17 protein-coding genes are annotated in these 21,213 nt (G+C 46.4%); 2 read left to right on the top strand and 15 right to left on the bottom strand.

The genetic code is table 11. From position 1 onward, the window contains the following. Window positions 1-18 precede the first annotated feature (18 nt). The 4 genes from V1U08_RS21375 to rlmD form a co-directional block, all read right to left on the bottom strand. Window positions 19-1,659, bottom strand: a complete 1,641-nt coding sequence (locus V1U08_RS21375) for a CTP synthase (RefSeq protein WP_020333971.1) — start codon at window positions 1,657-1,659, stop codon at window positions 19-21. Window positions 1,660-1,873: 214 nt separating this feature from the next. Then, window positions 1,874-2,665: a nucleoside triphosphate pyrophosphohydrolase gene (mazG, locus tag V1U08_RS21370; protein WP_065297377.1), complete on the bottom strand. Its 792-nt coding sequence runs from the start codon at window positions 2,663-2,665 to the stop codon at window positions 1,874-1,876. A 226-nt stretch (window positions 2,666-2,891) separates the two neighbouring features. Next, a complete protein-coding gene (gene relA, locus V1U08_RS21365) occupies window positions 2,892-5,111 on the bottom strand; it encodes a GTP diphosphokinase (protein ID WP_014232988.1) in 2,220 nt (739 codons plus the stop codon). 120 nt (window positions 5,112-5,231) lie between these two features. After that, a complete protein-coding gene (gene rlmD, locus V1U08_RS21360; protein ID WP_330471386.1) occupies window positions 5,232-6,551 on the bottom strand; it encodes a 23S rRNA (uracil(1939)-C(5))-methyltransferase RlmD in 1,320 nt (439 codons plus the stop codon). Between the two features lie 192 nt (window positions 6,552-6,743). Between rlmD and barA the strand changes: the two genes are divergently transcribed. After that, a complete protein-coding gene (barA, locus tag V1U08_RS21355; protein WP_065300203.1) occupies window positions 6,744-9,542 on the top strand; it encodes a two-component sensor histidine kinase BarA in 2,799 nt (932 codons plus the stop codon). Between the two features lie 83 nt (window positions 9,543-9,625). Here the strand turns inward: barA and acpS are convergent, their stop codons facing one another. From acpS to rpoE, 11 genes are all read right to left on the bottom strand, one after another. Continuing rightward, window positions 9,626-10,006: a holo-ACP synthase gene (gene acpS / locus V1U08_RS21350; protein WP_330471385.1), complete on the bottom strand. Its 381-nt coding sequence runs from the start codon at window positions 10,004-10,006 to the stop codon at window positions 9,626-9,628. A gap of 12 nt (window positions 10,007-10,018) precedes the next feature. Beyond that, window positions 10,019-10,750 carry a pyridoxine 5'-phosphate synthase gene (gene pdxJ / locus V1U08_RS21345; RefSeq protein WP_014232992.1) on the bottom strand — a complete coding sequence of 244 codons (732 nt, stop codon included), beginning with the start codon at window positions 10,748-10,750 and terminating at the stop codon, window positions 10,019-10,021. Beyond that, on the bottom strand, window positions 10,747-11,478 hold the full coding sequence (gene recO / locus V1U08_RS21340; protein WP_014232993.1) for a DNA repair protein RecO: 732 nt from the start codon (window positions 11,476-11,478) through the stop codon (window positions 10,747-10,749). The genes pdxJ and recO overlap by 4 nt, the downstream gene beginning before the upstream one ends. Before the next feature lie 105 nt (window positions 11,479-11,583). Next, window positions 11,584-12,546, bottom strand: coding sequence for a GTPase Era (gene era, locus V1U08_RS21335; RefSeq protein ID WP_330471384.1), 963 nt, complete (start codon window positions 12,544-12,546; stop codon window positions 11,584-11,586). Then, entirely contained in the window at window positions 12,539-13,216 is a 678-nt protein-coding gene (rnc, locus tag V1U08_RS21330) for a ribonuclease III (RefSeq protein ID WP_014232995.1), read from the bottom strand. The genes era and rnc overlap by 8 nt, the downstream gene beginning before the upstream one ends. Window positions 13,217-13,364: 148 nt before the next feature. Continuing rightward, window positions 13,365-14,264, bottom strand: a complete 900-nt coding sequence (gene lepB / locus V1U08_RS21325) for a signal peptidase I (protein ID WP_014232996.1) — start codon at window positions 14,262-14,264, stop codon at window positions 13,365-13,367. Window positions 14,265-14,368: 104 nt separating this feature from the next. Further along, window positions 14,369-16,162, bottom strand: coding sequence for a translation elongation factor 4 (lepA, locus tag V1U08_RS21320; protein WP_014232997.1), 1,794 nt, complete (start codon window positions 16,160-16,162; stop codon window positions 14,369-14,371). Window positions 16,163-16,322: 160 nt separating this feature from the next. After that, a complete protein-coding gene (locus V1U08_RS21315; RefSeq protein ID WP_014232998.1) occupies window positions 16,323-16,793 on the bottom strand; it encodes a SoxR reducing system RseC family protein in 471 nt (156 codons plus the stop codon). Between the two features lie 16 nt (window positions 16,794-16,809). Then, entirely contained in the window at window positions 16,810-17,769 is a 960-nt protein-coding gene (rseB, locus tag V1U08_RS21310; RefSeq protein ID WP_014232999.1) for a sigma-E factor regulatory protein RseB, read from the bottom strand. Continuing rightward, entirely contained in the window at window positions 17,766-18,392 is a 627-nt protein-coding gene (locus V1U08_RS21305) for a sigma-E factor negative regulatory protein (RefSeq protein ID WP_014233000.1), read from the bottom strand. The genes rseB and V1U08_RS21305 overlap by 4 nt, the downstream gene beginning before the upstream one ends. A gap of 26 nt (window positions 18,393-18,418) precedes the next feature. Continuing rightward, the gene (gene rpoE, locus V1U08_RS21300) at window positions 18,419-18,997 is read right to left on the bottom strand and encodes an RNA polymerase sigma factor RpoE (protein ID WP_014233001.1); all 579 of its coding nucleotides are present in this window, start codon (window positions 18,995-18,997) and stop codon (window positions 18,419-18,421) included. 575 nt (window positions 18,998-19,572) lie between these two features. Between rpoE and nadB the strand changes: the two genes are divergently transcribed. Further along, window positions 19,573-21,195, top strand: a complete 1,623-nt coding sequence (nadB, locus tag V1U08_RS21295; RefSeq protein ID WP_014233002.1) for an L-aspartate oxidase — start codon at window positions 19,573-19,575, stop codon at window positions 21,193-21,195. Window positions 21,196-21,213: the final 18 nt, after the last annotated feature.

Here is a 21,213-nt window from a genome sequence, read left to right as displayed (position 1 = left end):
GCCGCCCGTATCCCTTACTTACTTCTCGAACTCGCCGCGTGAGAATTGACCCGCGGCCTTAACGAAACCTGCAAACAATGGGTGACCATCGCGAGGCGTCGATGTGAATTCTGGGTGGAATTGAGCCGCAACAAACCATGGGTGCTCTGGGTTCTCAATCATTTCCACCAGCTTCTTGTCCGCAGACAGGCCAGACACTTTCAGGCCAGCTTTCTCGATTTGCGGACGAAGCACGTTGTTCACTTCGTAACGGTGGCGGTGACGCTCATGGATCGTCGCGCTACCGTATAGTTCGTAAGCTTTTGTTCCTTTCTGTAGGTGACAAAGCTGTGAACCAAGACGCATAGTACCGCCTAGGTCAGACTTTTCAGTACGCTCTTCAACGTTACCTGATTCGTCTACCCATTCTGTGATCAAACCTACCACAGGGTACTTCGTTTCTTTGTTAAATTCTGTTGAATGTGCACCTTCCATACCCGCAACGTTACGCGCGTATTCGATTAGGGCAACTTGCATACCAAGACAAATACCTAGGTAAGGAACCTTGTTCTCACGTGCGTATTGAGCCGCACGGATTTTTCCTTCAACGCCACGATCGCCGAAACCACCAGGAACCAGGATTGCGTCAAGCCCTTCTAAAAGCTCAACACCACGGGTTTCAATATCTTGAGAGTCAACGTACTTGATTGTCACGTTTAGACGGTTCTTCAAGCCTGCGTGTTTAAGTGCTTCGTTTACAGATTTGTAAGCATCTGGTAGTTCGATGTATTTACCTACCATACCAATGGTCACTTCACCAGTTGGGTTTGCTTCTTCATAAATAACCTGTTCCCACTCAGACAGGTCAGCTTCTGGAGCTGTAATACCAAAGCGTGAGCATACAAGGTCATCTAAACCTTGAGCTTTAATTAGTTGAGGGATCTTGTAGATTGAATCCACATCCTTCATTGAGATAACTGCTTTTTCTGGAACATTACAGAATAGAGCAATCTTCTTACGTTCGTTCGCTGGGATCATGCGATCGCTACGACAAACTAGAATATCTGGCTGGATACCGATAGATAGCAGCTCTTTTACAGAGTGCTGAGTCGGCTTAGTTTTCACTTCACCCGCTGCGGCCAGGTAAGGAACAAGCGTCAGGTGCATGAACATTGCGTTTTCACGGCCAACTTCGATCGCTAGCTGACGGATCGCTTCCATGAAAGGCAGTGATTCGATATCACCAACAGTACCGCCAACTTCAACGATAGCCACATCGTGACCTTCAGAGCCAGCGATCACGCGATCTTTAATTGCGTTAGTGATATGAGGGATAACCTGAATTGTTGCGCCTAGGTAGTCACCACGACGTTCTTTACGAAGTACGTCGGCATAAACACGACCTGCAGTGAAGTTGTTACGCTTGGTCATCTTGGTGCGGATGAAACGCTCGTAGTGACCAAGGTCAAGGTCAGTCTCTGCGCCATCTTCCGTGACGAACACTTCACCGTGTTGAGTCGGGCTCATTGTGCCTGGATCAACGTTGATGTAAGGGTCAAGCTTCATCATAGTCACTTTAAGACCACGAGCTTCTAGAATAGCCGCAAGAGATGCTGCTGCAATACCTTTACCTAGAGAGGATACAACCCCGCCAGTAACAAAAATGTAATTTGTCGTCATGTTTAACCTGAAATTGGTTGAATGAGGGAAATGGAGTGCTTCTGGACGGGAGATAAATATACCAGAAGCTCCTTACCGCCACAACGTGAAATCTATCACACTGCTATTTTTTATTTTTTGCTTCAAATCAAAGTGAGCAAAGAGAAGACGGCTGCATATTTATCTTCTGAGTCAAACTTGTCTCAAAACCGCTTGCTGTCGATTGACACCCTCTCTATTCTTCTTTTTTGACTTCATCCCAGAATTTATCAAGCTCAGTCAAAGAGCAATCTTTTAATCCCCTGCCCGATTGAGCCACCTTCACCTCTACCTGCTTAAAGCGTCGCGCAAACTTTAAATTCGCCTTACCTAATGCCACTTCTGGATCTTTACCAAGATGACGAGCCAGGTTAACCGTAGCAAAAAGCAAATCACCCAGTTCGAGTTCTACTTTCTCATCGTCTGGGTCAACTTGAATCGCTTCTTCCATTACCTCATCGATTTCTTCCTGAACCTTTTCCACAACAGGCCCAAGCGAGTCCCAATCAAATCCATATTTCGCGCATTTTTTCTGAATCTTTGTAGCACGAGAAAGTGCAGGCAAAGAGTTTGGTATTGAGTCTAGAATACTTTCTTCTTGTTTGCCTACTTGTGCTTTTTCTTTCGCTTTTTCTGCTTCCCAATTGGCATTGATATCAGCATCGGATTCAAACTCCACATCGGAAAAAACATGAGGATGACGACGAGTTAATTTTTCATTTACGGTTTCGACCACGTCTGAAAAATCAAACAGATCCTGCTCTTTCGCCAATTGGCTGTAAAAAATAACCTGAAACAGCAAATCACCCAGCTCTTCTTTTAAATTTGGCCAGTCTCGATTTTGAATCGCATCCACAACTTCATAGGTTTCTTCTATCGTATGCGGAACAATGGTGTCAAAGCTCTGCTTCAGGTCCCAAGGACACCCTCCCTCCGGATCACGCAACTGCGCCATGATCGCTTCAAGTTGTTCAATTGGATGACTCATATATTTTCCCCTTAAACAAAGAGCTCCCTTAAACAAAGAGTTCCTTTAAACAAAAAGGCGAGCAGCATAACCACTCACCTTAAATTGATTCATTGGTACGTTTTTACTAAACAGTTGGCTCTTTTAGCAAGGAAGCAAACTTATGAGACTCCTGAGCATAGCCCGCTATGTGATGGGCGATATAAGTGCAGCTAACGCAGATAAAAAGCCAAATGTGACGTAAAAACTAGCCGAGACGTTTTACAGACATCACATCTCTAATCTGCTCAACACGTTTAGAAACACGCGACAACGCCTCGATATTGGTCACTTCGAGATCAAAGTCCATGATGGCTAGCTGACGACGGTAATCGACACGGCTCTTCATGCTGGTGACTTTAATTTTCTCATTCGCAAATAGAGTGGTGATGTCTTTCAGCAAACCACCACGCTCCATCGCCTCAACTCGAACGGTGAGAATGTACGAACCGACAAAACCGCTGCCCCAGACGGTATCAATAATACGTTCTGGTGCGTGATGTCTTAGCTCTTCGAGCTGTTCACAGTCGCTACGGTGCACTGAAATGCCACGGCCTTGCGTAATGTAGCCACAGATATCATCACCTGGGATTGGCTGACAACAACGCGCAAGGTGCGTCATCAGGTTATCAACCCCTTCCACTACCACCGCATCTTTCTTCGGTCGGCTTTGTGCTGGCGCTTTGTGCTCGGCTTCTTGCAGCTTTTCTAGGGCTTGTTGGTCTTCTTCTTCCGCGGTTGGCTTGTTAACCAGTGCATTGATGTGGTTGATGATCTGGTTGATACGTAAGTCACCACTTCCGACACCGACGTACAGCTCATCTGGCGTATTGACGTTGAATCGCTTCAGCGCGTAACGCTCTGCATCTTTCATGGTCGCGCCAATTTTCACCAGTTCGTGCTCTAGGATTTCACGACCGGCCTCTAGGTTCTTCTCGCGACTTTGCTTGCGGAACCAAGCATTGATCTTGGCGCGAGCTCGACCTGAATGAACGAAACCTAGTGAAGGGTTTAGCCAGTCACGTGATGGGTTTGGCTCTTTCGAGGTGATGATTTCGACCTGATCGCCCATATGCAATTTATGGGTAAATGGTACTATTCGACCTCCGACTTTAGCGCCAATACAGCGGTGCCCCACTTCGGAGTGAATATGATAAGCGAAGTCCAATGGCGTCGCGCCCATTGGTAAGTCGACAACATCACCACGAGGCGTAAAGGCATAGACGCGATCATCGAAGACCTGACTTCGTAGCTCGTCCAGCATTTCACCAGAATCGGACATCTCTTCTTGCCAATCCAGAAGTTTACGCAGCCAGGTAATCTTTTCATCGTACCCGCTACGTGCGCTCGCGCCTTCTTTGTACTTCCAGTGTGCGGCAACACCGAGCTCCGATTCCTCATGCATTTGCTTGGTTCGGATCTGGATCTCGATGGTCTTCCCTTCAGGGCCAAGAATCACGGTATGGATGGACTGATACCCGTTTGGTTTTGGGTTCGCGACGTAGTCATCAAACTCACTTGGCAAATGCTTATATTTGGTGTGCACAACCCCTAACGCGGCATAACAATCTTGCAGTTTATCGGCGATAATACGCACCGCTCTGACGTCAAATAACTCATCAAACGCCAGACTCTTCTTCTGCATTTTTCGCCAGATACTGTAAATGTGCTTTGGTCGCCCACTCACTTCAGCATTAATGCCACAAGCTTTCATCTCTTCTGTGAGGTCTTCAACAAAGTCTTTGATGTACTGCTCACGAACAATACGACGCTCAGATAACTGCTTCGCGATTTGTTTGTAAGTTTCTGGCTGCTGGTAGCGGAATGCGTAATCTTCGATTTCCCACTTGAGCTGACCGATACCAAGACGGTTCGCTAATGGCGCATAAATGTTGGCACACTCTTTTGCCGCAGCACGACGGACTTCGTCAGGCGCTTTCTTAACTTCAATCAGGTTACAAATGCGTTCTGCCAGCTTGATAACAACGCAGCGGAAATCATCCACCATGGCAAGCAGCATGCGACGCACGTTATCTACCTGAGACGACGCAGCGCCCCCTTCCATGGTGACATTAAGTTGACCGATGGCGGCCATCTCTTCAACGCCATCTATCAGCTTTATGATTTCTTTACTGTATTTTTCTTCCAGCAGTTCTCTCTTGAAAGCACCACTTGAAACCAATGGGAACAGTTGTGCTGCCACTAAGGTAGCTTTATCCATAGACAAGGTGATCAGAATCTCGATCATTTCTCGTCCACGCCACAGCAATAATTCCGCTTGCTCGTGATCTGCCAAAATATTTTGGCAATCTCTGTACACTTCAATTAAGCGGGATGCTGTGTTTTTCTCTTGCCCCAGGCTAGCCACCCAATGCTCGAGTTCAAACTGTTCGTTTTGATTTAAATGCGCGCTTCTTACCGCAACCATCTCATCGTCCTAATTATTATATTCGTGTGGTTTGACTAACACCGTCCAGATTAGTTCTTTCGCCAGCATAGAGTGCTGACTTTTTGACCCCACCACAAGTAAAGGGCCAACGCCCTATTGCTAGGACTTTTCAAACAAGGCCATGGATTCTAAATGGCTGGTATGCGGGAACATATCGAGCATACCTAGTTTGGTTAATTTGTAGCCTTGTTCAATTAAGCTCTGACTGTCCCTTGCAAGGGTAGCAGGATTACAAGAAACATAAACCACGCGCTGAGCCCCAAGAGCGGAAACTTGATCGATGATCCCGCTCGCTCCGGCACGCGCTGGATCAAGCAGTACTTTATCAAACTTCTCTGCCGCCCAAACCTGACCGTCAAAATCCTGCTCTAGGTTAGCGTGATAAAATTGTGCGTTGTTGATTTGGTTCAAGGATGCATTATTTGTCGCTTTTTCTACCATTTCGGCGACCCCCTCTATACCCACAACGTGTTTCGCCAACTTAGCGATTGGCAAGCTAAAGTTACCCAGCCCACAGAACAAATCTAACACTCGATCGCTGTCTTGCGGGTCTAACCACTGGATGGCCTGAGCCACCATTTTTTGGTTTACCGCTTGGTTGACCTGAATAAAGTTATTTGGCGTGAAAGGTACCTTCACACCATTTTCCTGATAAAACGGTATCTCGCCTGAAATTAAATCAAGCTGATCAGTTTGCGGCATCAGGTACAGCGTGGCGTTAAGACGCTCAGCAAGCTTAACCAAAGCCTCAACTTCCTGTTGAGTCAGATTACTCATGTGGCGCAGCGTAATACAAGGTCCGTTATCGCCTAAGACCAGCTCAACATGACCAAGTTGATCGGGCTTTTTAAATTGTTTTAGCTCTGCGTAAATTTCCGGAAGCAAAACGTTCAGCTGTGGAGCTAACACTGGACAATCGGTCACCTGAGCAATCTGTTTACTTTGCTTTTTTCGAAAACCAAAGTGCAGTTGGCGCGTTTTTTTATCCACAAACAGACTTACGCGTGCTCGACGTCGATAGCCAAGCTGCTCGCCTAATACTGGCGCATCAAGTTCGATATCACTGCCTGCAAATTTTCGCATTAGCTGACGCAGTGTCTGCTGTTTGTGCGTCAATTGTTGGTCATATTCCAAGTGCTGTAAATCACAGCCCCCACACTCATGGTAATGCGGACAGAATGGTTCAGCACGAGTGTCACTTGGCTGCAAAATTTTGATCAGCTTACCGCGGGCAAACTTACTTTTCTCTTCCACCAGCTGTGTCACCACTTCCTCACCTGGCAGCGCTCCATCAATAAATAGAGGCTTTTTCTTTAGGTAAGCGATACCCGCGCCATGATGATCCAAACGTTCAACGTGCACCTGCTGGTGACGAGTGTTGAGTTGGGTTTTCTTTTTCGGTTGAAAGATGCGTGCCATGCTCTGTGCCTGATTTGTGTCTAATTGCCCTACGGCTTCACTATTCTTGATTGCAGCCGTTGTGTGATTCGAGTGACTTGATTATGCTTACCGTTTATTCGGTGACGTCACTTCTTTACTCAAGGCATTATCGTGCGCTTGAGAAATAATGCGTTATTTTCCCATATCCAGACTCCGATGTAATTAGATAACATGACCAGATATGGCTTACGAGCACGTGTAATTACACTGACTCTCGCTCCCACTCTCATTATTGGCTTATTACTGAGCGGCTTTTTCTCATTTAACCGCTATCAGGATCTTGAGAAACAAGTTATCACCACAGGTAATAGCATCATCGAACCGCTAGCGATTGCCAGTGAATCTCACCTACTGACAGAAAGCCGTGAAGCAGTCCGACGCCTTATCAGCTACGCTCACCGCAAAAACTCGAAACTGGTTCGAAGCATTGCCGTCTTCGATGCCCATCATGAACTGTTTGTAACCTCAAACTTCCACCCTAATTTCGAAGCGTTGATGTTTCCGAAAGATAAGCCTATCCCACAGTTGGGAAATTCGGAAATCTACGATAATTATCTGATTTTGCGTGTGCCTATTTTATCTGAAGGACATTACCTGACGGATCTTTCTAATAAAAGCCAAGCGACCAAAGCCATCGGCTATATTGCTGTGGAGCTGGATCTCTCATCTCTGCGTCTTCAGCAATATCAGGAAGTCTTCTCAGCCTTTTTGGTACTGATTTTAGGCCTCGGTCTTGCCAGCGTATTCGCCTCTCGTTTAATGCATGATGTGACTCAGCCGATCACACACATGAAAAACGTTGTGGACCGTATTCGACGCGGTCACCTGGATGTTCGTATCGAAGGAAAAATGCACGGTGAGCTTGATCAGCTAAAAAATGGTATCAACGCCATGGCCGTCTCACTTTCGGAATACCACGTCGAGATGCAACACAGTATCGATCAGGCTACCTCTGATCTGCGTGAAACATTAGAACAGCTGGAAATCCAGAACGTTGAGTTAGACATCGCGAAGAAACGTGCTCAAGAAGCCGCACGTGTGAAATCAGAGTTCCTGGCCAATATGTCGCACGAACTGCGTACCCCGCTGAACGGCGTGATTGGCTTTACGCGTCAGATGCTCAAAACGCAACTTTCGAATAGTCAGACGGATTACCTGCAAACGATCGAAAAATCGGCAAACAACCTGCTGAACATTATTAACGATATCCTAGACTTTTCTAAACTGGAAGCGGGTAAGCTGGCTCTGGAAAACATCCCGTTTGATTTCCGTGAAAGTCTGGAAGAAGTCGTCAACCTTCAAGCTACTAGTGCGCATGAGAAAGGGCTGGAAATCACGCTCAAAGTCGATCCTAAAATTCCACCAGGCTTGGTTGGTGACCCTCTGCGTATTCAGCAAATTCTTACTAACCTAGTTGGTAACTCGATCAAGTTTACTGAGCGCGGCAACATTGATATCAGTGTGGAAATGCGTTCCCAGTCTGGCGATTCGGTCGAATTGCAATTTATGGTTCGTGATACCGGTATCGGTATTTCAGAACGTCAACAAGCGCAGCTCTTCCAGGCATTTAGCCAAGCCGATGCCAGCATCTCACGCCGTTATGGTGGTACAGGTCTTGGTCTGGTCATTACCCAGAAACTGGTTAGCCAGATGGGGGGAGAAATCAGCCTGACCAGCCGCTTGCACCAAGGCTCTACGTTCTGGTTTACCCTGCGCCTCAACTCGACAGAAATGCCTATGAGCGATCTGATCGAGATTGAACTGCTTACTGGCAAACAGCTGTTATTGGTGGAACCAAACATGCAGGCAGCATCAGTAACGCAACAGATCCTAAGCCAGGAAGGCATCTTAGTCACTTATCGCTCCTCGTTGCCTGAAGCAAATGAGCACTACGATTACGTGTTACTCAATTTGGCTGCAAACCAGACTTACGATGAGCAATCGGTTGAAGCCTGGATAGAACAAGCGAAGCAAATGGCACCAAGCGTGATCATGGGGACGCCAAGTACTGAGCTTGCGCTGGCAGACCAGATTATGAAGGAACATCAAATCCAGTGTTTGACCAAGCCTTTGTCCCGACGTCGATTACTCCAAAGTCTGATCAGCGAACATGTTGAATCGCCTCAGCCACTGAAAGCGCCGATTAAGACGGTAGAAGAAGAACGTTTACCACTGCACGTTCTCGCTGTTGACGATAACCCCGCCAACCTGAAGCTTATATCGGCTTTGCTGAAAGAGCGCGTTGAAACGGTAACCGCATGCAGTAACGGTCAACAAGCCGTGAATCTGGCGACCGAGAAAAAGTACGACATGATATTCATGGACATCCAAATGCCACATATGGATGGGGTGACCGCCTGTAAACATATCAAGCAGATTGAGCTCAACAAAGATACGCCAGTCATTGCGGTAACCGCACATGCGATGGCAGGTGAGCGTGACCGTCTACTCGCCGCGGGTATGGATGATTACCTCACCAAACCAATAGAAGAGCATGTGCTGCAACAGGTTTTGGTTCACTGGAACCCAAATGCTTGTGCGGAAAGCTTCAGAAAAGTCACACCTTCGTATGTTGATGAACAAGAAGGTGAAGCACTAAATGCAACAGAAAAGGCTCACCAAGATGTCATTATCGATTGGCAAGCCGCGTTGAAACAGAGTGCGAATAAAGAAGACTTAGCCAAAGATATGCTGCGCATGTTAATCGACTTTATCCCAGAAGTGGATGATGTGGTTGCTCAAGCTCTAGAAGAAGAAAACTTTGCCCGTGAAGAGCTTATTCATGTCATTCACAAGCTGCACGGCAGTAGCTCGTATTGCGGCGTGCCAAGGTTAAAATCATTGTGTGCGACGCTGGAGCAAGCACTTCGCTCAGGCGCTGAACTTGACGACATTGAGCCGGAAATGTTTGAGCTACAGGATGAAATGATTAAGGTCACGACGACGGCTAAGCTCTATCTAGAGCAGTAAATGTCCGCTGACTAAAACGACAAAGCCAGAGCAGATGCTCTGGCTTTTTGCTATTTGGTTTCTTTACAAGAAATTCAGACGATTCAGGACTCTAAAATCACGGTCGCAACAGCGTAGTGTCTCTCGTCAGAGATCGAAAGGTGAACATGGTTCACCCCCAATTTTTGAGCTATTTGCTGCGCCGTACCAGACAAGGAAATTACCGGTTTCCCCAGTTCATCGTTAGTCACGCAAAAGTCGTGAAAGGTCACTCCTTTTGCAATGCCGGTTCCCAGCGCTTTCGATGCCGCTTCTTTGGCTGCAAAACGTTTGGCAAGATAACGCCCTTTTTGCTTTAGCTGTGAAAACTTAAGAATCTCTTCTTCACAAAGAATGCGCTGAGCAAATGACTCGCCAGTGCGATCCAGCGCTTTTTCAATGCGCTCAATTTCCGCGATGTCGGTACCTAAACCTAAAATAGCCATTCGTATGCCTGATTACTTACGAGCTTCGATCATCACAGCTTTCATATCAGCAACCGCTTTCTCTAAGCCATCGAAGACAGCACGGCCAATGATCGAGTGACCAATGTTCAGTTCGTAGATTTCTGGCAACGCTGCAATAGGGGCAACGTTATGGTAAGTCAATCCATGGCCCGCATTAACGATGATACCCAAATCGTCAGCATAGCTTGCACCAGCTGCAATTTTTTTCAGTTCCGCTTGCTGCTCTTCCTCAGTTGTCGCATCAGCATAGTGACCAGTGTGAAGTTCAATATAAGGCGCGCCACATTGCTTTGCTGCATCAATCTGTTGACGGTCTGCATCGATAAACAGAGAAACTTTAATACCCGCTTCGGTTAGTTTCTCCGTTGCCGCCTTCACTTTAGCCAGTTGACCAACCACATCCAGGCCACCTTCTGTCGTCAGCTCTTCACGTTTTTCCGGTACTAGACAAACGAACTCAGGTTTGGTTTTCAGAGCAATCTCAACCATTTCATCGGTTACAGCCATCTCTAGGTTCATGCGCGTCTGGATAGTTTCACGCAGAATACGTACATCACGGTCCAAAATATGTCGGCGGTCTTCACGCAAGTGAATCGTGATACCATCAGCACCCGCTCGTTCTGCAATTTCAGCAGCATGAACAGGATCCGGATATTTTGTACCACGTGCATTACGTAAAGTAGCAATATGATCGATATTAACGCCTAAATAGATTGAGCTCATTTTCCATTACTCCGTGCTCTGGGTGTGTGAATAAACAATTCACGACTTTTTAAAGGTTTGCCGCCAAGATACGGCTTTAAGGCTATACGTGTAAAGCGTTTTGCCGCTTTTAACTGCTCTTTAGTGACAAAGCGCCGCTCACTGATTGCAATCAATTCATTACCTAAAAATGTCAGGTTGTCTCGCCTCACTGAAGCAATAAATCCCTTCTGCTCACGATAACGGTAAGTCATGTTCGCTTCGACAGGTTCACCTGTCCCTGCACAGTGCATAAAGTCGACGCCATACCCCATCGTAGAAAGCAAGGCCAGTTCAAATCGTCGCAGTGCTGGCTCAGGATTATCGCACTGAGCAAGTTCGGTTAATGCATGCAGATAATCGTGAAACAAGGCTGGCATTGGCACTTCTGCCATCAATACACGTCCAATCAATTCATTAACGTACATAGCAGAGTAAAGGTTAATACCTGTTAAGGGTAAGCCAAGGCTGATAGGTTCGGCCTGTCTTAAGGTTTTCATTGACCCTTTGCCTGACCATTTTAGTAACAGTGGAGTGAATGGCTGTAGCGCCCCTTTTAGGTTCGAACGTTTACTACGCGCGCCTTTGGCCATCAATGTGATGCGGCCATACTCCTCACTGAACACATCAAGTATCAAGCTCGATTCACTGTAAGGTCTTCGGTGCAAAACAAAGCAGCGTTGTAAGCCTTCAGAGGACTGGTTACTCATCTATATCGGTGTGCCTAATCGTCTAATTACTGAGTAATAAAAAATAAGGAGCCAAGCGGCTCCTTATTCTAATCGATGTTGGAGCGAAGTGGCTTCGCTTCAAGTTTATATATCGTCGATGTAACCCAGTGAGCGCAGCGCACGTTCGTCGTCAGCCCAACCAGATTTCACTTTAACCCAAGTTTCGAGATAAACCTTACGACCAAACAACTCTTCCATATCCAGGCGAGCTTCACGGCCGATGGTTTTGATCTTCTCGCCACCTTTACCGATCACCATTTTCTTCTGGCCGCTACGTTCAACCAGAATCAGTGCATTGATATGGAAGCCATCGGTTTCCGGGTTGTAGTCAAAACGTTCAATTTCAACCGTCACTGAGTAAGGAAGTTCCTCACCAGTGAAACGCATCAGCTTCTCACGAACAATTTCAGATGCCATAAAGCGCTGTGAACGGTCTGTCACGTACTCTTCTGGGAAGTGATGCGTCGCTACTGGTAAGTGGTCGCGTACATGTTTACGCAGTACATCGATGTTCTTGCCTTGCTTCGCTGAGATTGGCACAACGTCGACAAAGTCCATTTTCTTAGACATGTCCGCCATGTGCATCATCACTTCATTGCGATCTTGTACGTTGTCGACTTTATTGACACACAGCACAACAGGGAAGTTCGATTTCTGCAACTTCGTCAGTACCATCTCGTCGTCTTTAGTCCAATGGGTACCATCGACTAAGAAGAACACCAAGTTCACATCACTCAACGAAGAGTTTGCCGCGCGGTTCATCAAACGGTTGATTGCACGCTTTTCTTCAATATGAAGTCCAGGTGTATCGACGTAAATCGCCTGATAGTCACCGTCAGTGTCCACACCCATAATACGGTGACGTGTGGTTTGCGGCTTGCGAGAGGTAATCGAAATCTTCTGACCCAAGATTTTGTTTAAAAGGGTCGATTTACCTACATTTGGACGACCAACAATGGCGATAAAGCCGCAGTGCTGGTTTTCTGGTGAACTCGTTTCACCATGTGATGCAAAGTATGCATCGATATCGAATTCGTTATCAGCCATTAGTTAATTGCTCAAGTGCTGTTTCCGCTGCCGCCTGTTCTGCCTTGCGGCGGCTGGTGCCTTTACCGATTACAGGTTTATCCACACCTGCGACTTCACACTCAACCGTAAATTCTTGGTTGTGCGCTTCACCTTTAATATTAGTCACTGTGTAAACAGGCAGTGGTTTTCTTCTGCCTTGCAGGAACTCTTGGAGGCGAGTTTTTGGGTCTTTTTGTGATACACCAGGCTTAATGGCTTCAAGGCGAGACTTGTACCAGCTCAGTACAATGCCACGCACTGCTTCAATATCACTATCTAGGTAAATTGCACCAATAATGGCTTCCACCGCATCGGCTAGAATAGAGTCACGGCGAAAGCCACCACTCTTCAATTCACCTGGACCTAATTTTAAATAATCTCCTAGATCGAATTCACGACCCAGTTCCGCCAATGTGTGTCCGCGAACCAAAGTAGCACGCATACGGCTCATGTCACCTTCGTTCACTTTTGGGAAACGATGGTACAGATCATCAGCGATGACAAAACTTAAAATTGAATCGCCCAGAAACTCAAGACGTTCGTTATGCTTACTGTTGGCGCTGCGGTGAGTCAGCGCCAAGTTGATAAGCTCGGCATCTTTAAACTGGTAGCCGAGCTTACGCTCTAGTTTATCAATTGGAGAATTCATACTCTCTCGACATTAATGTTTATTTCTCTATATAGTTGAAGTTGCAGCTAGGCGACAAATAAATTCAGCCCTATGAGCATAGATGTACTATGTAACTAGGGGGGATTTATGCAGTCAACAACGCTGCGACTTCAAATATGACGAGAAGTTAGTGAATACCACCGATGCGGTTAAAACGCACACCAGTTGGAATCCATGAAGGTAGAACGCTATCTGCGCCACGCTCAAACTCGAAGCTGATCCAAATGGCAACAGCTTTGCCGACTAGGTTTGCTTCAGGAACAAAGCCCCAGTAACGGCTGTCTGCACTGTTGTCACGGTTATCACCCATCACAAAGTACTGACCTTGTGGTACAACCCATTCTGTTGTTCCGCTACGTGGGAAGTACTGCTCCACATGATTGCGAACAATTGGGTTAACCAAAATATTGTGCTCAACGTTACCCAGTTTTTCATCCAACTGGATCATCGGGATACCATTTGAGCTAAATTGACTCTCTTCGACATTACTCAGTTTAACTGGCTTACAGCTCGATTCACCTTTGCTTTGAATACAAATCTGCTTGTCGTTTGAGTAACGTACGATATCCCCCGGTAGACCAACCACACGCTTGATGTAATCAATGCTAGGGTGAGGAGGATATTTAAACACGACGATATCGCCACGTTCTGGTTTGCCTGTTTCTACCAGCTCAGTGCGCCATACGGGATCTTTCAGACCGTAGGCATACTTTTCTACCAGGATGAAATCCCCAACCAGCAAAGTAGGCATCATTGAGCCAGACGGGATTTGAAACGGTTCATAGATAAAAGAACGTAATACGAGTACAAACGCGATCACAGGGAAAATAGAGACGCTGTTTTCAACCCACCAAGGCTGGCGTTCTACTTTTTGCAGGGTGACTGCATCTAAGCCGTTAGCTGTTTGCGCTTCGATCTCCGCGACTTTTGCCTGACGTTTCTTTGCAAACACCAGTTTTTCCAAAAGCCAAACTACACCAGTTACCAAGGTCACGATAACCAGAATCAGTGAGAATGTATTCGCCATTAAATTCCCTTATCTAAAAATGCGAAAGTGAAAGAGCGCTAACTCTTTCACTTGATTTAAGTTCTAACGTCTTATGACCAACAAGAATGGAACAAAGTTCAATTCTAGTCTTTACCTACGTGAAGAATCGCCAGGAACGCTTCTTGAGGCAGTTCGACGTTACCGATCTGCTTCATACGCTTCTTACCTTCTTTCTGTTTCTTCAGAAGTTTCTTCTTACGGCTCACGTCACCACCGTAACATTTCGCGATAACGTTCTTACGTAGCTGTTTAACCGTCGAACGCGCGATGATGTGGTTACCGATAGCCGCCTGAATCGCGATATCAAACATCTGACGAGGGATGAACTCTTTCATCTTTTCAACCAACTGACGACCACGAGTCTGAGACTGATCTTTGTGTGTGATCATCGCTAGAGCGTCAACCGTGTCACCGTTCAGAAGTACGTCTACGCGAACCATGTTCGACGCTTCAAAGCGCTGGAAGTTGTAATCCAGAGAAGCATAACCGCGAGAAGTCGATTTCAGACGGTCGAAGAAGTCGAGAACCACTTCTGCCATTGGAATATCGTAAGTCACGGCTACTTGGTTACCGTGATAAACCATATCCACCTGAGCACCACGTTTTTCAACACACAGTGTGATAACGTTACCTAGGTATTCAGACGGTACTAGGATATTACAACGTGCGATTGGCTCGCGGATTTCTTCGATGTCGTTTACCGCAGGCAGTTTCGCTGGGCTATCGACATACAGCAAATCACCATCGGTTTTCTCTACTTCGTAGACTACCGTAGGCGCAGTTGTAATTAGGTCTAGATCGTATTCACGCTCTAAACGTTCTTGGATGATTTCCATGTGCAGCATGCCAAGGAAACCACAACGGAAACCAAAGCCCAAAGCTGCAGAGTTTTCTGGCTCGTAGAATAGTGACGCATCATTCAGGCTTAATTTACCTAACGCATCACGGAAGTTTTCGTAATCATCCGATGATACAGGGAACAAACCAGCGTATACCTGAGGTTTTACTTTCTTAAAGCCTGGTAGTGGTTTGTCACTGCCGTTTTTCGCCAGTGTCAGCGTATCACCTACTGGCGCGCCAAGGATGTCTTTAATACCACAAACAACCCAGCCTACTTCGCCAGTATTTAGAACCTCAGTGTCCACTTGCTTAGGTGTGAAGATACCCAAACGGTCTACACCCCAAGATTGACCTGTGCTCATTACTTTGATCTTGTCGTTCTTCTTCAGTGAACCATTTTTGATTCGCACTAAAGATACTACGCCAAGGTAGTTATCAAACCATGAGTCGATGATCAGCGCTTGTAGCGGTGCGTCTGGATCACCTTCTGGTGCTGGAATCGCTGATACGATGTTTTCTAGTACGTCTTCAACACCCAAGCCTGTTTTCGCAGAACAGCGGGTCGCTTCCATCGCATCGATACCAACGATTTCTTCAATTTCTTCTGCTACACGTTCAGGATCTGCAGCTGGAAGATCGATCTTGTTTAGGATTGGCACAACTTCCAGATCCATTTCGATCGCGGTGTAACAGTTCGCTAGCGTTTGCGCTTCTACACCCTGGCCAGCATCAACCACCAATAGCGCACCTTCACAAGCGGCTAGAGAGCGTGATACTTCGTATGCAAAGTCTACGTGTCCCGGAGTATCGATGAAGTTTAGCTGGTATGTTTCACCGTCTTTAGCGGTGTAGTTTAGCGTCACACTCTGAGATTTAATGGTGATACCACGCTCACGTTCAAGATCCATTGAATCCAGAACCTGTGCGGCCATTTCACGATCGCTCAATCCTCCACAAACTTGGATTAAACGGTCTGATAGGGTCGACTTACCATGGTCGATGTGGGCGATAATCGAAAAGTTACGAATGTGCTTCATAGATTTAGGCTGACTAACTCTTTACAAAATAGGGACAGTAAGAAAGCCATCATCTGATGGCATTTCAATCAAGTTGGCAGATTCTACCGAATTTCGTTAGCGGGCGCACGTAATTTAAAGTACATAAACCCAAGTGACTGAAAGGGGGCGGGGTCAGAGCTTACTGGATCGGCTCTCCAAGCACTCGAACTAACGTAACTTGGCGCTGCGATTCATCTTCAAGTGGCTTGGATACACGCTTCGCTAACCAAACGCCACCAGCAGCAAATAGTGCTGAAGAGAGAATAATTACGCCTTCACCACCTGCGATGAGAGGAGCAAACAGTAGATGGCCGAAAAGTGCACCGAGTATCAGACCAAACAGTGGCAGCAGGTACACCGCCATCGCCGATTTAATTAAACTGGATTCAGGGAAACCAATTTCGACGACTTGTCCGACTTGCACGGCTTTTTCTGTGCGTAAATGCCAGGAAAGGCTTTTGTTACCAATGGCTTTCGTGACCACACCAGTGCCACAACTTTTTTGAGACGAGCAGCTGCTGCAACTGGTTTGCTGCTCGCAGCTCAGGTCAATTTCATATCGCTTACCGTGACGCTCAACCCCTGTCACAGTCGCTAGCGCAGTCATCATCGCACGTTACTCATGTTTACTGATTATTGGTTACTTTAAATGTAACAGATTGAGCTATACGTTGCGCGGTTGCAGGAGGAATATCGCCTACGACGGAGATTTCATAATCGCCATTTACGTAGCTGTGCAGCGTTCTGCGACCTTGGCGTACAAGCTGACCTTTCAATGAGTGCTCATCTTTACTCGCTACATAAACCGAGAAATTAAATAACCCATCGGAATACATTTGGCTTTCTACCATTTGATCACTGACCGCCATACGGTAGCGATTGAGCTCATTAGCCTCAAAACCATCTGGTATCCAACCGACAACCCAGTCGCTGGTGCTTACCTCACCTTTAGGCATGGTAAGAACAGCAGGTAACTGAACATCTTCTAAGCCACTCATTAGCTCAGCAATTTTAGTATTCACTGTGTATGAAATCGTACGGTATTGCTCTAGTACTTCGCCATCGCGATCAACAAGATCAGCTCGCAGTGGAAGCTTGCTCTTTTCATCAACCCAAAGGATATATGAATAGCGTAAGCCATCTTTCGGTACGATACGCAACACCTGAGTAGCAACACCGGCTTCACGAGCTCGACCAACCTGAACATAGTCATAATAGCGATTCAGTTCATCAATGTTGGTATTTAGCATTGGGATGGTCGGTGCAACCATTTTTCCAGATTCTATCGTGAAAGGCTCTGCACCTGTTTCGATGTAGCTGACTTCACTACCACGGAGAATGACTTCACGCACAGGGCCGCTGAGATAAATAAGGTGGGCGTATTGCTCTTCACCGTGAGTCGCGTGGCGGTACAGTAAAGGTTCAATACTGTTCTTTTTGATGAGGATATAAGAGAGCTCGTAGCTTAAATTCTTACTTGCCTCGCTCATTTGATGCAATAAAGCCTCCGCTGGTTTGTCACCAGCAAAGGCTTGTGAAGACATCATACTGAACAGAGCGCAAGCGCTGATCAGGAATTTATTCATTCAACATCCGGAGTCAGAGTCGCATCTTGCTGAGATGCATCACTGTTAATTCTTAACTGTAATTCGTAGTCTCGCAGCATAGCATGAACACGTTTACGTTGCTCCTGCATATTTGCTTCACCCATAGAACGCTCTACGGATTCACGAGTTAAACTCACAGGTTCTGCGCTACCCGCGAATGGAACGGTTTGCAATACAGGCAACTGTTCAGCTTGAGGTACCGTAGAATCACTTCCACCGTACTGCTGTACACCTAAGATGACGACTAGCGATACACACGCAGCAACGGCAACTTGTCCAAATTGAGTCAACCAACTTGGTAGCTGACGTTTGGCTTTTTGCGGTTCTGGTTGCGACTCTTTAGGTGCATCCGTAATTGAAATCACGTTGGCACTATGTGAATCGACAGCACGATGCACTGGTTCATCTTCTAACGCTAACGCCACGCTTTCAGCAATATTCCACTCTGGTTTTGCTGGCGCTTCGCCTCGCATCACATCACCAATCAGGTGATAATTCTGCCAAGCTTTACGGCTCTCTTGATCTTGCCCTAATTCTTGAATTAAAGCCTTATCGATCAATTCTCCATCCATGAGAGCTGAAAGTTTTTCTTTGTCAGCCATTGTTTTCACCATAGTTATTACTTGTACTAGCGTTGCAAAAGAGGTTTGATTTTCTTTTCCACCGCTTCACGAGCACGGAAGATACGTGAGCGTACCGTTCCTACCGGGCAATCCATTACTTCAGCAATTTCCTCATAGCTCAAGCCGTCAAGCTCTCGCAACGTCATTGCTGTTTTTAAATCTTCAGGTAAGGCTTCGATTGCACTGAACACTACCCGTTGCAGTTCTTTGGACAACGTTAAGTTCTCAGGGTTCGAAATTTCTTTAAGTGCACTACCTGTTTCGTAAAATTCAGCATCTTCAGCATCAACATCTGTCGCTGGGGGTCTTCGCCCTTGGGCCACAATGTGATTTTTCGCAGTATTCACTGCAATGCGATACAGCCACGTATAAAACGCACTTTCCCCTCGAAAACTGGGGATAGCTCGGTAAGCCTTGATAAACGCTTCTTGTGCTACATCTGGAACATCGCCAGGATTACTTACGTATCTGGAGATAAGATTACATACCTTGTTCTGATACTTCGTTACCAGCAGGTTGAATGCTTGCTTATCGCCATTCTGAACTCGCTCAATCAATACTTGATCGGTCAGCTGCTCGTTCATTCGAGCGGATACTCCTATTTGTTATGCCCCTACTCTTCTCAGATATGGGTACTATTTCTGCAAAACGTAGTATTGACACCACTGCTTACTTGAGCACTATTGTGACTGCAATGTGAATGAGAAAGTTCCGGGACTTCCCAAATTTTTATCATTGTTTTTTCACAGTGTGATGTCATGCGCCAAATCCCTACTCTTCTTAAACTTAAATCTAAGTTTGTCAGGCGAGCAAATTAAGGGGAAATGGGTATAATAATCGCCCTCTGTCCAAATTGTGCTGGGTAGAGCATGGAAAAGCAATGATATTGATAAACTATTACTTATCATTTGCATGGCTGTTGGCTGTCTGAATAACGCGTTGTTAAATAAAGCTCAAAAAACATTCGTATGTAATTTAAGGTCTCCGACCTGGGCATACTTAAAAAGAAGAGTGGCTCAAGTCACCAGAGTAACTGTAATTTAGATGAAACTCCCAACTTAGCCCTTAGTGACGGATGTCACGCTAATGGAAGTGCACATGGTGTGCAAATAATATACAAGATAACGTTGTTGTCTTAGCTTGGGATTATGAAAGTTATATGAACACAAATCGTGAACATGAATGTGATGTGTTAGTGGTAGGGAGTGGAGCCGCAGGTTTGTCGTTGGCTTTGCGTGTCGCAAATCACTGTAAAGTAATGGTACTTAGTAAAGGGCCACGTAGCGAAGGGGCGACCTATTACGCTCAGGGTGGTATCGCCGCCGTGTTTGATGAGTCTGATACGATTGAATCACACGTTGAAGACACCCAAATCGCAGGCGATGGTATCTGTGATGAAGAGACCGTGAGATTTATCGCTGAGCATTCAAAAGAATGTGTACAGTGGCTCATTGATGGCGGTGTTCCATTCGATCGTGAAGAAGACGACTCCGACGAAGAACCTCGTTACCACCTAACCCGAGAAGGCGGACACAGTTGTCGCCGTATTCTGCACGCTGCGGATGCAACGGGTATGGCGATGCAAACTTCCCTGCAAGATAACGCACACAATCATCCAAACATTCACGTTCTTGAACGACACAATGCGCTTGACCTGATCACGGAAGATAAAATTGGTGGTGACAAAAATAAAGTCATCGGCGCTTATATCTGGAACCGCAACGAAGAGCATGTAGAAACCGTACGTGCAAAATTTGTGGTTCTTGCGACAGGTGGCTCTTCAAAAGTGTACCAATATACATCCAACCCAGACGTTTCATCTGGTGATGGTATTGCCATTGCGTGGCGTGCTGGCTGCCGCGTAGCAAACTTGGAGTTCAACCAATTCCACCCAACCTGCTTGTACCACCCAGAAGCACGTAACTTCCTGCTTACAGAAGCGCTGCGTGGTGAAGGCGCCTACTTACGCCGCCCTGATGGCTCTCGTTTCATGCCGGATTTTGATGAACGTAAAGAGTTAGCCCCGCGTGATGTTGTTGCTCGTGCGATCGACTTTGAAATGAAGCGTCTGGGTGCTGATTGCATGTATCTCGATATTAGCCATAAGCCAGCGGATTTCATTACCAAGCACTTCCCGACGATCTACTCTCGCTTGATGGATCTGGGTATTGATATGACCAAAGAGCCGATTCCGATTGTTCCGGCAGCCCACTACACCTGTGGTGGTGTCATCGTAGACAGAAACGGAAGTACCGATCTTAAAAACTTATATGCGATCGGTGAAGTGAGCTACACCGGCCTTCACGGTGCAAACCGCATGGCGTCTAACTCGCTATTAGAGTGTGTGGTTTACGCATGGTCTGCGGCAAAAGACATTCTGAAACACCGCTCTGAAGTCGAACTGGCTCCTCAAGTGCCTTGCTGGGACGAAAGCCAGGTAACCAACAGTGATGAAGAAGTCATTATCCAGCATAACTGGCACGAATTGCGTCTGTTTATGTGGGACTACATGGGCATTGTGCGTACGGATAAGCGTTTGGAACGTGCACTACGACGCATTCAGATGCTGCAGCAAGAAACGCACGAGTACTACAGTAATTTCCGCGTATCCAATAACTTGCTTGAGCTGCGAAACCTACTTCAAGTTGCTGAACTGATGGTACGCTGTGCAATGCAACGTAAAGAGAGCCGTGGCTTGCACTACACACTGGATTACCCAAACCAGTTGGAAAACAGTGGACCAACAATTCTAACTCCAGCGAAGCAACTGTCTGATAAATAATATTGGTGACAGTTCTTA

Origin of the sequence: Vibrio sp. YYF0003, assembly GCF_036350715.1 — a bacterium.
GTDB classification, from domain to species: domain Bacteria; phylum Pseudomonadota; class Gammaproteobacteria; order Enterobacterales; family Vibrionaceae; genus Vibrio; species Vibrio natriegens.
This window is presented reverse-complemented; position numbering and strand designations above follow the sequence as displayed.